The following is a 13,865-nucleotide window of genomic DNA, read 5'->3' on the forward strand; positions in this document are numbered from 1 at the left end:
CTTATTTTTGATGAGGTTAGAACCATTTTTTTCTGATAAAGTAGAGGACCATACAAGAACTAAGAGTAGCGGCGATAGCAACAACATACCAAAAGGCGTTATCTAGACCGTTTAAGGGCATGGTATTGTTTTTAAAGTTCATACCGTAGGCGGAGAAGATAACGGTTGGAATATCTAATGTCATTGTAACCAAAGCTAAGGTTTTCATGATGGTATTTTGGTTGTTGGAGATGATAGAGGCTGATGTCTCAGTCATGGCATTGAGGACGTTTTCGTAAATGCCTGCCATCTCAATGGCCTGTTGTGTTTCAATCAAGGTGTCTTCAAGTAAGTCTTCGTCTTCGATGTATTTTTTAAGACTGGACGCATTACTTGACAGCTTTTTGACGATGCGTTCGTTCAGTTTGAGAGAGGCTTTTAGATAGACAATAGATTTTTCAAGCTCCATCATGTCGATGAGTTGCTCATTTCGTGTGGCGCTTTCAAGTTGTGCTTCAATTTTATCACTTTGTCTGTCAATAGAACGAAGGGCTATTAGAAAGAGCTCGGCGTTACGATAAAGCAGTTGAAAAACAAACCGTGTCTTCATAAATGTATAGAAATTACGGATTCGCCTCTTGATGAAATTATCAAATAGGGTGAGATCTTCAAGGCAGGTTGTGATCACCGCATTTTCTGTGACAATAATCCCTAAGGGGATGGTAACATAATAACTTTTGTTATTGCGTTCTTCATAGGTCGGCACGTCCACGAGGATAAGAGTGTAATCATCTTCAACAGAGATACGGGAAGTTTCTTCCGCATCGAGCGGTGCTCTAAGATCTGTAATATCGATGTTGAACTCTTTGGCTAGTTTGACGGACTCTTCCTGGGAAGGGTTGACAAGATTAATCCAAGCACCTGGCTCAAATGTATTGATTTCTTTAAATTCTGTTGCTGTTGAAAGAAACATTTGTTTCATTTTAAAGCCTCCCTGTTTGGTATTTGTAGTCTCGTCAAAGGCATACTGTTTTATTATACTATATTTTGAGATATTTTTGGGCATCAGATAAGCATAAATTTGATATAATGGAAAGGAAAATTTGAGGAAAGAAATATAATACGATGCAAGATAAATTGGTGATTCATGGTGCAAGAGCCCATAATTTAAAAAATATTGATGTTGAGATTCCACGAGATAAATTGGTGGTCGTGACAGGTTTATCAGGTTCTGGTAAGTCTAGTCTAGCTTTTGATACGATTTATGCAGAAGGGCAACGTCGTTATGTGGAGTCTTTGTCAGCTTATGCCAGACAGTTCTTAGGGAATATGGAAAAGCCAGATGTGGATTCGATTGAAGGGCTTAGTCCTGCGATTTCTATTGACCAAAAAACAACGAGTAAAAATCCACGTTCCACAGTTGGAACAGCGACAGAAATTAATGATTATCTTCGTCTCTTGTATGCTCGTGTGGGGACTCCTTATTGTAAAAATGGTCATGGTGCAATCTCTGCCTCATCTGTAGAGCAAATTACAGATGAAGTGTTGGAATTGCCTGAACGGACAAGAATGCAGATTTTAGCACCAATTGTCCGTCGTAAGAAGGGGCAGCACAAGACGATTTTTGAAAAAATTCAAAAAGATGGGTATGTACGTGTTCGAGTAGATGGTGATATTTATGATATCTCTGAGGTACCAGAATTATCTAAGAGTAAAATGCACACCATCGAAGTTGTGGTTGATCGTTTAGTCAACAAGGACGGCATCAGAAGTAGATTGTTTGATTCTGTTGAAGCTGCCCTTCGTTTAGCGGATGGCTATGTGGTTATTGATACCATGGATGATCAGGAGCTACTCTTTTCAGAGCATTACTCCTGTCCAGTATGTGGCTTTACTGTCCCAGAATTAGAACCTAGGTTATTCTCCTTTAATGCTCCCTTTGGTTCTTGTGCGACCTGTGATGGTTTGGGTATTAAATTAGAAGTGGATATCGACCTAGTTGTTCCAGATGCTAAAAAAACACTACGTGAAGGTGCTTTAGCACCTTGGAATCCTATTTCTTCTAATTATTATCCTCAGATGTTAGAGCAGGCTATGCAACATTTTGGTGTGGACATGGATACACCTTTTGAGGACTTATCAGATGAGGATAAGGATTTGATTTTGAATGGCTCAGCTGGTCAGGAATTTCATTTTCATTATGAAAATGAGTTTGGTGGCGTAAGAGACATTGATATTCCTTTTGAGGGGGTACTGACCAATATCAATCGACGTTTCCACGAGACGTCTAGTGACTATACTCGCACACAAATGCGAACTTATATGAATGAATTGACCTGTACAACTTGTAAGGGTTATCGTTTGAGTGAGCAGGCTTTATCTGTTAAAGTTGGAGGAGAAAAAGGTCTTCATATTGGTCAAGTGTCTGACTTGTCTATTGAGAAGCATCTGCAGTTACTAGAGGAATTAGTTTTAGGTAGAAACGAAGAAATTATTGCTAAGCCTATATTAAAAGAAATCAAGGATCGCTTAACTTTTTTGAATAATGTGGGGCTAAACTATTTAACCTTATCACGCTCTGCGGGGACCTTGTCTGGTGGAGAGAGTCAACGGATTAGGTTAGCAACCCAAATTGGATCAAACCTCAGTGGTGTCCTTTATGTTTTAGATGAGCCTTCTATCGGCCTTCATCAGCGTGATAATGATCGCTTAATTGCTAGTCTTAAAAAAATGCGTGATTTAGGAAATACTTTAATTGTGGTTGAGCATGATGAAGATACCATGAGAGAAGCGGATTGGTTGATTGATGTTGGTCCAGAAGCAGGTGTTTTTGGTGGGGAGATTGTTGCATCAGGTACTCCTGAGCAGGTTGAGAACAATCCTCATTCAATCACAGGTCAATACTTATCTGGTAAAAAAGCTATTCCAATTCCTGTAGAACGTCGTTCTGGAAATGGTCAAACAATCACTATAAAAGGTGCATCTGCCAATAATCTAAAAAACATTTCTGTTGCCATTCCACTTGGGAAATTTATCGCAGTGACAGGTGTTTCGGGGTCAGGAAAATCGACTCTTGTTAATGGTATTTTGAAAAAAGCGATTGCGCAAAAGCTAAATCGCAATGCTGACAAACCAGGAAAACATCAATCTATCTCTGGAATTGAGCAGATTGAGCGTTTAATTGATATTGATCAAAGTCCGATTGGACGAACACCACGTTCTAATCCTGCTACTTATACAGGAGTTTTTGATGACATTCGTGATCTTTTTGCTCAGACCAATGAGGCTAAGATTCGTGGTTACAAAAAAGGCCGTTTTTCATTTAATGTTAAAGGTGGACGTTGTGAAGCTTGTTCTGGTGATGGTATTATTAAAATTGAGATGCATTTTCTACCAGATGTCTATGTTCCTTGTGAGGTTTGTCATGGAACGCGCTATAATAGTGAGACCTTAGAAGTTCACTATAAAGAAAAAAATATTGCAGAAATCTTAGATATGACAGTTAATGATGCGGTCGAATTTTTTGCAGCTATTCCCAAAATTGCAAGAAAACTACAAACCATCCAAGATGTTGGTTTGGGCTATGTAACCTTAGGTCAACCAGCAACCACCTTATCAGGTGGTGAGGCGCAACGGATGAAGTTGGCTTCAGAGCTTCATAAGCGTTCAACAGGCAAGAGTTTTTACATTTTGGATGAACCGACAACAGGCTTACATACGCATGATATTGCTCGTTTGTTAGAAGTCTTGGCGCGATTTGCAGATGATGGAAATACTGTCTTGGTGATTGAGCATAATCTGGATGTGATTAAAACTGCAGATCATGTGATTGATCTTGGTCCAGAAGGGGGAGATGGTGGAGGAACGATTCTTGCTACAGGTACCCCAGAAGAAGTGGTAGAGATTAAAGGAAGTTATACAGGTCAGTATTTAAAAAACAAGTTGATATAAGATAAAAAGAAATCCGATTGGATTTCTTTTTTAGTAGCTGTCTTGCTTTATCCATCATAGTTTAGACTTAAGGCTAAAGGATTGTTCAAAATTATTTTTTGACTGAAAGATGAGCCTTGGAATAAATTGGTATTTCCCTTTATTTCTGCTATAATAGTTACAAAATCTTTGGAGGAATGGGATGCAAAATAGACTTAAAAAATTTGAAGCGAAACTTTCTGAGTCTCAGGTAGATGGTGTAGTAGTTTCTGGTCAAAATAATGTTTATTATTTAACAGGTTTTTGGGGAACAGAAGGGACTGTTTTTATTAGTAAGAGCCGTCGTCTTTTTTTAACAGATTCACGTTATAGTTTAATTGCAAAGGGTGCTGTGACGGGATTTGATATTATAGAAACTCGCTCTCCGTTAGAAGAAATTGCCAAGGTGATTAAAGCAGATAGGCTTAAAAGTATTGGATTTGATCAGCAAGTTAGCTATGCCTATTATCAAGAGTTGAAGGCCATTTTTGCAGATTATCAACTGGAAGGTATGGCTAATTTTATTGAAGACCTTCGTATGATTAAGGATGCTAGTGAGATTGCGACCATCCGTCGCGCTTGTAAGATTTCTGATCAGGCTTTTATGGATGTTTTGGATTTTATCAAACCGAATCAAACGACAGAGATGGAAGTGAATCACTTTTTAGATCACCGTATGCGTCAGTTGGGGGCTGAGGGAGCTTCATTTGAGTTTATTATTGCCTCGGGGCAACGTTCTGCCATGCCTCATGGTGTCGCATCGGATAAGGTGATTCAATCTGGTGAAACCTTGACCCTTGATTTTGGTTGCTACTATCAGCACTATGTGAGTGATATGACAAGGACTATCCATATTGGACATGTGACGGATGAGGAACGTGAGATTTATGAGATTTGTTTACGTGCTAACAAAGCTCTGATCCATCAAGCAAAAGAGGGGGTTAGCTACCGAGATTATGATCGAATTGCGCGTGATGTCATCAATGATGCTGGCTATGGTGCACATTTTACACATGGTATTGGGCATGGTATTGGATTAGACATTCATGAGTACCCTTATTTTGGTCATTCTGATGAAACGATAAAAGCAGGGATGGTTTTAACAGATGAGCCAGGTATTTACCTTGATGGTAAGTATGGTGTGCGTATTGAAGATGATCTTTTAATTACTGAAACAGGATGTGAGGTCCTTACTCTTGCACCAAAAGAGTTAATTGTTCTTTAAGGAGTAAGTGATGGAAAAAGAGCAACGTTTGTCTTGGCAAGATTATTTTATGGCAAATGCAGAGCTGATTTCTAAGCGTTCCACTTGTGATCGCGCTTTTGTCGGTGCCGTTTTGGTAAAAAATAATCGTATCATTGCAACAGGCTATAATGGTGGTGTTTCAGCTACTGAAAATTGTAATGAAGTTGGTCACAAAATGGAAGATGGGCATTGCATTCGCACGGTTCATGCTGAAATGAATGCCTTGATCCAATGTGCTAAGGAAGGGATTTCAACGAATCATACGGAGATTTATGTCACTCATTTTCCTTGTATCAACTGTACCAAGGCACTTTTACAAGCAGGAGTGTGTAAAATCACCTATAAAACCGCTTATCGTCAACATGACTTTGCTATTGCCTTGTTAGAAAAGAAAAATGTTCCCTATTTTCAACATGATGTCCCAAAGATTCTTTTGGGAGAGGATTAGTCTTTTTAAAAAGATTTGAGAATACAGGTGCAATATGATAAAATGAAGTGATAATAATTTTATAAAGAGGTATATAGATAATGATTGAAGCAAGTAAGCTAAAAGCTGGTATGACATTTGAAACAGCAGATGGAAAATTGATTCGTGTTCTTGAAGCTAGTCACCATAAACCAGGTAAAGGAAATACCATCATGCGTATGAAATTGCGTGATGTTCGTACAGGTTCAACTTTTGATACAAGCTACCGTCCAGAAGAAAAATTTGAGCAAGCTATTATTGAAACTGTTCCAGCTCAGTACCTATATCAAATGGACGATACAGCGTACTTCATGAACAATGAAACTTATGATCAGTATGAAATTCCAGTAGCAGCAATTGCAGATGAGTTGAAATTTATCCTTGAAAACTCAGAAGTTAAGATTCAATTTTACGGATCAGAGGTGATTGGTGTGACTGTTCCAACGACTGTTGAGTTGACAGTAACAGAAACACAACCATCTATCAAAGGAGCTACTGTTACAGGATCAGGTAAGCCAGCAACGCTTGAAACAGGTCTTGTGGTCAACGTTCCAGACTTTATTGAAGTAGGACAAAAATTGATTATCAACACTGCTGAAGGAACTTACGTGTCACGTGCTTAAGAAAAAGAGCGCTTTTCCACATTGGAGAACTGACTTTTTTAATCAACAGCTAGAAAGGAAAAGCTATGACAACTGAAACAATTGGAGAAATTGTCATTTCGCCTCGTGTTCTTGAGGTTATTACAGGAATTGCGGCGACAAAAGTTGAAGGAGTTCACTCACTTCATAATAAGAAAGTAGCAGATAGCTTCAGTAAAGAATCTTTTGGACGTGGTGTTTATTTAACAACAGCTGAAGATGGACAAGTATCAGCCGATATCTATGTTTATCTCCAGTATGGTGTAAATGTGCCTACGGTATCTATTGAGATTCAAAAAGCAGTTAAATCCGCTATTTATGATATGGCTGAGGTTAGTCTATCAATGGTTAATGTTCATATTGTTGGGATTGTTCCTGAAAAAACACCAAAACCTGAAATGAAATCGTTATTCGAAGAGGATTTCTTAGATGACTAGACATTTTATAGATTCCAGACGTGATTTACGTGAGCGTGCCTTCCAAGCTCTTTTTAGCCTAGAGTTTGGAGGCGAGTTTGTTGATGCCGCTAATCATACCTATATTTATGATAAAGAAGGCGATGAACATGAAGTGCCAGTCTTTATCTTGAATCTGGTTAATGGGGTACTTGATCATCAGGCGGAGTTGGATGAGTTGATTTCAAAGCATTTGAAACAAGGTTGGTCCTTATCGCGTCTAACTTTAACGGATAAAACGATCCTCCGTTTAGGCTTATATGAGATGAAGTATTTTGAGGAAACTCCAGACCGTGTGGCTGTTAATGAGGCTATTGAAATTGCAAAAAAATACTCAGACGAAACATCAAGTCGTTTCATCAATGGCTTGTTAAGTCAGTTTATTGAAGATGAGTCATAAAAAAAGTGATTGGAAATCCAATCACTTTTTTTATGCACTTGTTCCTGAAATAAGATTGACAGGTAGGATATAAGATTTTTCCAACTCTTCTTCAGGGAAATTTATTTTTTTAAGAAGTAGCTCTACACAAAGATAAGCAATCTCTTTGAGAGGTTGTTTAATCGTTGTCAAGTCTGAAAAGAAATTTTCAATAAATGTTGTTCCATCATAACCGATAACTTTTAAATCATCTGGAATTGATAACCCCATCTCTTTGGCAATTCTAATGGTTAAAAGCGCAGTCAGGTCATCGGAGAGGAAAATGCCGTCAGGTTGCTCTTTTTGAAGGACTTGTTTAATCTCCATTTCTTTTCGAATAGGAGAAAAATTACTAGGAACATGAATAATTTTAGCAGTTGGTAATAGGGCTTCAAATCCCTCTTTTCGAAGTCCAGTTGGAGAATTGGAGTTATCATTTCCTGTAATCATGACGATTTTTTTGCAACCTAATTTTTCTAAAGTTTGAGCTGCCATCTTTCCACCTTCAAAGTTATCTGAGGAGACAATTGGAATATTTGGAGCTAGATTACGGTCAAAAGAGATGATGGGTGCCTCGACACGTTCATAATCATCGATACCAAGATTATGACTTCCAGAAATAATGCCGTCAACTTGATTGGCTTCAAGCATCTCTAAATATTCTTTTTCTTTACTAGGGTCTTTTTCACTATTGCAGATGATGGTTTTATAACCGTGATTAAACAACTCGATTTCCATATGTTCAATAAGTTCAGCGTAAAAGACATTGCTAATATTGGGAAAGATTAAGCCGATTAATTTAGCGGATTTCCCTTGAAGTCCACGAGCTAAGCTATTGGGTTTATAACCTAGTGTTTTCATGGCTTCCTTTACTTTTTGGATAGTTTGTTGGGAAAGGTAACCTTTATTATTGATAACACGTGAAACAGTGGTAGGGCTAACACCTGCTAATTCAGCAACATCAGTAAGTTTTGCAACCATTTTAGTAACTTAATTCAAAGTATTTTCCAGTAGCTTCACCGCTAACTACAGCGATGCCGGATTGGTCCTCGTTAGGGAAGACACGGCCAGTAAATACTTTTTCTCCCTTGTTGATGAAAATTTCAAAGATTGATTTATCAATAAAAATATTAACAGTCGTATCACTGTTTTCAATGCTACATTCACGTGTTGTGCCAAATTCAAGTGCAAATGGTTGACCAGCTTCAGAACGATCGATGATCACTTTACCAGAAGCTGTATCAACTGTTAAATGGAGTCCCTTATGATTTTCATCGGCAAATAAAACTAGCTCTGTTTTACTGTCTTTTTTAAAGTTTAATTCAAGTTCGTAAGTATTTTGGCTAGTTTGACGCTCTGAAAAGTCCTCTTCAGTTTGACGTAATGAGGTGATGGCTTCGACTGGGTATTGATAAAGTTTCCCATCTTTAAGAGTGAGTTCTTTGACTAAGCTCATAGCACCTTGGTAATCAAACTGATCAGTAGGGTAATCAACGTCAGGGAGTCCAATCCAGCTAACGGTTAAAGCACGTCCATCTGGGGTGTTAAATCCTTGTGTAGCGTAGCATTCAAAACCAAAGTCAAGGTTTAAAATGTTAGATGCTCCAACTAGAGCAGGTTTTTCTGTGTCAAACGATTGACAGATTTTATAGGTGTTTGGATAGATGTTGTCGTAATCCAACTCAGCTTTATCCAATCCTTGAGGACTGTAAAGGAGGACTGGTTTATCATCGACAAAGACAAGGTTAGGGCACTCAATCATATACTCAGACCCTGTTCCACCAAAATCAAGGTCACCGACAAGTTCCCAGTTTTTAATGTCATTATTCACCGCTTTATAGAGTTTGATGAAGCCTTTTTTGTCGAGGCTTTGTGCGCCGACAATAGCATAGAACTGGCCTTTGTAATCAAAGATTTGCGGATCTCGGAAGTGTTCAGTAACATCGCTAGGTTGTTGAATAAGAACTTCTTCAAACTTTTCAATCTGACCATTTTTATCCATAAACGCCCCAACTTGAAGAGGATCGCGTACCCAGTTTTCATCACGAACATTTCCTGTATAGAAGATAAAGAGTTTTCCATCTACTTCATAAGCAGATCCTGAGTAAGCACCGTGACTATCATGTGGGTGATCAGGAAGGAGTTTGGCTCCTGTTTCAGAAAAGTGAATCAAGTCATCTGAGACAGTATGGATCCATTGTTTTAGACCGTGTGCTGGACCATAAGGCCAGTTTTGGTAAAAAAGATGGAATTGTCCATTGAAGTAAGAAAAGCCGTTAGGGTCGTTTAATAGTCCGGTTTTAGGCTCGATATGGTAATTGCTTAACCAAGGTGATTTTGCTTTATTTTCGTTTAGAGTTTTAATCTCTTCGTCTGTCCAGTCTTCATAGCGACGGTAACGAATCTCTTTAGGTAAATCCATAGTTTTTCCCTTTCTTCATAAAAACTTAGTACATCTATATAGTAAACGTTTTCCTTACAAAAAGCAAATTTTGAAAGCGATTTTAAAAAAATTCTGCAAAACGCTTGACATATCTTAAAAACATGATAAAATAGTTTTTGTAATAAAGTGAAACGCTTTCACAAAGAAAAAAGAAAAAGGGGTTTTGCAAATGGATAACACACAAATTGCAAAAGAGGTTATTGAGGCTCTAGGTGGTCGTGATAACGTACGCAGTGTCGCTCACTGTGCAACTCGTCTGCGTGTCATGGTTGTTGATGAAGCAAAAATCGACAAAGACAAAGCAGAAAACATTGAGAAAGTTCAAGGTGCTTTCTTTAATTCTGGTCAATACCAATTGATTTTTGGTACTGGTACAGTTAATAAAATTTATGATGAGGTTGTCGCACTTGGTTTGCCGACGTCAACAACTTCTGAGCAAAAAGCAGAAGCAGCGAAACAAGGAAACTGGTTCCAACGTGCTATTCGTACTTTCGGTGATGTCTTTGTTCCAATCATTCCAGCTATCGTAGCGACAGGTCTCTTTATGGGTCTTCGTGGCTTACTTGGAGCATTTAACATTACCTTGCCTGAAGATTTGAATGTTTATTCACAAATCTTGACAGATACAGCTTTCATCGCTTTACCAGCTTTAGTTGTTTGGTCAACTTTCCGCGTATTTGGTGGTAACCCAGTTATCGGTATTGTTCTTGGGATGATGTTAATTTCAGGTTCACTTCCTAATGCTTGGGCGGTTGCCTCAGGTGGTGATGTCAAACCAACTATTTTCTTTGGATTTATTCCTGTAGTTGGTCTTCAAGGATCAGTTCTACCAGCCTTCATCATTGGTATTTTGGGAGCTAAGCTTGAAAAAGCGATTCGTAAAGTTGTTCCAGACGTCTTTGATCTTTTGGTTACACCTTTCTTGACACTCTTTATCATGTCAATTCTTGGTCTATTTGTTATTGGACCAGTATTCCACGTCGTTGAAAACTACATCCTTGTTGGAACAAATGCTATTCTTTCATTGCCATTTGGTCTTGCTGGTTTGATTATTGGTGGTCTTCACCAAGTTATTGTGGTATCAGGTGTTCACCATATCTTCAACTTGCTTGAATCACAATTGATTGCTAGTACAAAAGCTGACCCATTTAATGCTATCATGACAGCAGCTATGACAGCTCAAGGTGCAGCGACTGTTGCCGTAGGTGTGAAAACTAAAAATGCTAAGTTGAAAGCTCTTGCTTTCCCAGCAGCCCTATCAGCTTTCTTGGGTATTACTGAGCCTGCTATCTTTGGGGTTAACTTACGTTTCCGTAAACCATTCTTCCTATCACTTGGAGCTGGTGCCATCGGTGGTATGTTAGCATCACTTCTTGGTCTTGCTGGTACAGGTTTTGGTATCACTATCATTCCTGGTACGCTTCTTTACCTTAACGGTCAATTGCCACAATATCTTCTAATGGTTGCGGTATCATTTGCTCTTGGTTTTGCCTTCACTTACTTCTTTGGTTATGAGGACGAAGATACAACTGTAGCAGATAATCAAGAAACCACTAAGCTTGCAGAAGAAGCAACAACAGGTAACCTTGTTGAAGGAACTACAGCTGAAGTTATTGTGAACCCACTTGCAGGTCAAGTTGTTGATCTTAAAGATGTTAATGACCCTGTATTTTCAAGCGAAGCTATGGGGAAAGGTATTGCCATTAAACCAAGCGATAACACAGTTTATGCACCAGCAGACGGTACAATCTCCATCGCCTTTGAAACTGGTCATGCTTATGGTATTAAAACTGATAAAGGTGCTGAAATCCTTATTCACATCGGTATCGATACAGTATCTATGGATGGTAATGGTTTCACTCCAAAAGTGAAAGCTGATCAAAAAGTTAAAGCAGGAGATGTTTTGGCGACATTTGAACCAGCTAAAATCAAAGAAGCAGGTCTTGATGATACAACTATGATTATTGTAACCAACACAGCAGAATATGCTGAGGTAACACCACTTGCAACTGGTACAGTTGCTAAAGGTGCTGACCTTCTTGATTTGAAATAAAAATTTGATAAAGGGTTTAGGCAGTTTTCTAGTCTAAATCCTTTTATCACGTTTTGAGGATTTCCAATTATCCTAGTTAGAAAAGGCTTTTCAGTTAGTAATTTTTTTGTTAAAATCGTATAAAAAGACAAATATAGAGGACATTTTTTATGACAAAATTATATGGTAGTTTAGAAGCTGGAGGAACAAAGTTTGTTTGTGCGGTCGGTGATGAAAATTTTCAAGTGATCGAAAAAACACAGTTTCCAACGACTACTCCATACGAAACAATTGAACGTACAGTAGAATTTTTTAAACGCTATGAAGATCGTCTAGCGGGTATTGCGATTGGCTCATTTGGTCCAATTGATATTGATCCTAACTCACAAACTTATGGTTATATTACCTCTACTCCAAAGCCACATTGGTCAAATATTGATCTTCTTGGTTTAATTGCTAAGGAGTTCAAGATTCCATTTTACTTTACAACGGATGTCAATTCGTCAGCTTATGGTGAGACACTTGTGCGTAAGGGTGTGAAAAGCCTTGTTTATTATACAATTGGAACAGGTATTGGTGCAGGTGCGATTCAAAATGGTGAATTTATTGGTGGCTTGGGTCATACTGAGGCAGGTCATACTTATGTGGCGCTCCATCCTTATGATGCTAAAAATGAGTTTGATGGGATGTGTCCATTTCATAATGGCTGCCTAGAAGGATTAGCTGCAGGACCATCGCTTGAAGGACGTACAGGCATTCGTGGTGAATTGATTGAATTAAACTCTGAGGTTTGGGATGTTCAAGCTTACTACATTGCACAAGCTGCAGTTCAAGCTACACTTCTTTATCGTCCGCAGGTCATTGTTTTTGGTGGTGGTGTCATGGCTCAAGAGCATATGTTGAATCGTGTTCGTGAAAAATTCACTGCTCTTATGAATGGTTATTTACCAGTTCCAGATGTGAAAGATTATATCGTTACACCAGCTGTTGCTGAAAATGGTTCAGCGACCCTAGGAAACTTCGCCCTAGCGAAGAAAATTTCAAATTAATAGTGAGAAACTTGGATTTAGTGTTGACTAGATTCAAGTTTTTTTAGATTTTGGAAACGTTTTATAACTTTGGGATTTGTGTTAAAATTGTAATAACTAAATTATAAAGGAGGTTTGGTAATCGTGGAACCACTATTTTTAAAATCAGTGATGCAGGAAAAAATTTGGGGAGGTAGTCGTTTACGAGACGTTTTTGGCTACGATATTCCAAGTGAAAAGACAGGTGAGTATTGGGCGATTTCTGCTCATCCTAATGGCGTATCCATAGTGGAAAATGGGACTTATGCTGGTGTGCCTTTAGATCGTTTGTATCGTGAGCAGCCTCAATTATTTGGAAATCCTAAGAGCGAGGTTTTTCCTTTATTAACAAAAATCCTAGATGCTGAGGATTGGTTAAGTGTGCAAGTTCATCCAGATGATGCTTACGGTCTAGCTCATGAAGGGGAGCTTGGAAAAACAGAGTGCTGGTATATTTTATCAGCAGAAGAAGGAGCTGAGATCATCTATGGACATACAGCTAAGAGCAAGGAAGAGTTGCAAGCTTTAATAGATAATAAAGACTGGGAGCATCTTTTGACGCGTATTCCTGTTAAAGCTGGTGATTTCTTCTATGTTCCAAGTGGTACCATGCATGCTATTGGAAAAGGCATCATGGTTCTTGAAACGCAGCAATCTAGCGACACAACTTACCGTGTCTATGATTTTGACAGACCTGATGATCAAGGGAACTTGCGTGAATTGCATTTAGACAAAGCAGTAGATGTTCTAACGATTGGCGAACCTGCCAATAGTAAGCCTGTTTCTTTACATGTGGATCGATTAGATAGTACCCTTTTGGTATCCAATGATTTCTTTACAGTTTATCATTGGACCTTGAGTGGTTTGGTTGAGTTTAAGCAAGTGGCGCCGTATTTATTAGTTAGTGTCATCGAAGGACAGGGGCGTCTAATTATTGATCAAACGGTTTATCCAATTCAAAAAGGTAGTCACTTTATCTTGCCTCATACCGTCAAACACTGGTCGTTTGAGGGAGATGGTTTAGAAGTAATTGCAAGCTACAGTCATGAATAAAGTGACATAAAATGATAATAGCATCTCAAAGGTTAGAGAATTTGTTTAACTTTTGAGGTGCTATTTTATTTTTCTACAAAAATGGAAGACTGTCTG

General features: G+C 38.5%; 12 protein-coding genes. 9 read left to right on the forward strand and 3 right to left on the reverse strand.

Features of this window, described 5'->3' with window-relative positions:
* Positions 1 to 16 precede the first annotated feature (16 nt).
* Positions 17 to 961, reverse strand: coding sequence for a magnesium transporter CorA family protein (locus ACQRDX_RS05070; protein ID WP_354369661.1), 945 nt, complete (start codon positions 959 to 961; stop codon positions 17 to 19).
* A 143-nt stretch (positions 962 to 1,104) separates the two neighbouring features.
* Between ACQRDX_RS05070 and uvrA the strand changes: the two genes are divergently transcribed.
* From uvrA to nusB, 6 genes are all read left to right on the forward strand, one after another.
* On the forward strand, positions 1,105 to 3,930 hold the full coding sequence (gene uvrA, locus ACQRDX_RS05075; protein WP_427895091.1) for an excinuclease ABC subunit UvrA: 2,826 nt from the start codon (positions 1,105 to 1,107) through the stop codon (positions 3,928 to 3,930).
* A gap of 181 nt (positions 3,931 to 4,111) precedes the next feature.
* Positions 4,112 to 5,173: a M24 family metallopeptidase gene (locus ACQRDX_RS05080; RefSeq protein ID WP_427895093.1), complete on the forward strand. Its 1,062-nt coding sequence runs from the start codon at positions 4,112 to 4,114 to the stop codon at positions 5,171 to 5,173.
* A gap of 10 nt (positions 5,174 to 5,183) precedes the next feature.
* Positions 5,184 to 5,642 carry a deoxycytidylate deaminase gene (locus ACQRDX_RS05085; RefSeq protein ID WP_427895095.1) on the forward strand — a complete coding sequence of 153 codons (459 nt, stop codon included), beginning with the start codon at positions 5,184 to 5,186 and terminating at the stop codon, positions 5,640 to 5,642.
* Positions 5,643 to 5,722: 80 nt separating this feature from the next.
* The gene (gene efp, locus ACQRDX_RS05090) at positions 5,723 to 6,283 is read left to right on the forward strand and encodes an elongation factor P (RefSeq protein ID WP_354369665.1); all 561 of its coding nucleotides are present in this window, start codon (positions 5,723 to 5,725) and stop codon (positions 6,281 to 6,283) included.
* Positions 6,284 to 6,348: 65 nt separating this feature from the next.
* Complete coding sequence (locus ACQRDX_RS05095; RefSeq protein WP_427895098.1) at positions 6,349 to 6,738, forward strand: Asp23/Gls24 family envelope stress response protein; 390 nt, start codon at positions 6,349 to 6,351, stop codon at positions 6,736 to 6,738.
* Positions 6,731 to 7,156 (forward strand): transcription antitermination factor NusB, encoded by a 426-nt coding sequence (gene nusB, locus ACQRDX_RS05100; protein WP_354369667.1) that lies wholly within the window; start codon positions 6,731 to 6,733, stop codon positions 7,154 to 7,156. The genes ACQRDX_RS05095 and nusB overlap by 8 nt, the downstream gene beginning before the upstream one ends.
* Before the next feature lie 30 nt (positions 7,157 to 7,186).
* Here the strand turns inward: nusB and ACQRDX_RS05105 are convergent, their stop codons facing one another.
* Together ACQRDX_RS05105 and ACQRDX_RS05110 are read right to left on the reverse strand one after the other, a co-directional pair.
* Complete coding sequence (locus ACQRDX_RS05105; RefSeq protein ID WP_354369668.1) at positions 7,187 to 8,155, reverse strand: LacI family DNA-binding transcriptional regulator; 969 nt, start codon at positions 8,153 to 8,155, stop codon at positions 7,187 to 7,189.
* A 1-nt stretch (position 8,156) separates the two neighbouring features.
* Complete coding sequence (locus ACQRDX_RS05110) at positions 8,157 to 9,596, reverse strand: sucrose-6-phosphate hydrolase (protein ID WP_427895100.1); 1,440 nt, start codon at positions 9,594 to 9,596, stop codon at positions 8,157 to 8,159.
* Positions 9,597 to 9,786: 190 nt separating this feature from the next.
* Here ACQRDX_RS05110 and ACQRDX_RS05115 point away from each other — a divergent pair, with 190 nt between their 5' ends.
* The 3 genes from ACQRDX_RS05115 (at position 9,787) to manA (ending at position 13,769) form a co-directional block, all read left to right on the forward strand.
* Positions 9,787 to 11,670: a sucrose-specific PTS transporter subunit IIBC gene (locus ACQRDX_RS05115; RefSeq protein ID WP_354369670.1), complete on the forward strand. Its 1,884-nt coding sequence runs from the start codon at positions 9,787 to 9,789 to the stop codon at positions 11,668 to 11,670.
* Between the two features lie 149 nt (positions 11,671 to 11,819).
* Positions 11,820 to 12,698 (forward strand): fructokinase ScrK, encoded by an 879-nt coding sequence (gene scrK / locus ACQRDX_RS05120; protein ID WP_354369671.1) that lies wholly within the window; start codon positions 11,820 to 11,822, stop codon positions 12,696 to 12,698.
* Between the two features lie 120 nt (positions 12,699 to 12,818).
* Positions 12,819 to 13,769: a mannose-6-phosphate isomerase, class I gene (manA, locus tag ACQRDX_RS05125; protein WP_427895103.1), complete on the forward strand. Its 951-nt coding sequence runs from the start codon at positions 12,819 to 12,821 to the stop codon at positions 13,767 to 13,769.
* Positions 13,770 to 13,865: the final 96 nt, after the last annotated feature.

Source organism: Streptococcus sp. SGI.013, from assembly GCF_050315295.1.
In the GTDB taxonomy this organism is placed as follows: domain Bacteria; phylum Bacillota; class Bacilli; order Lactobacillales; family Streptococcaceae; genus Streptococcus; species Streptococcus porcorum.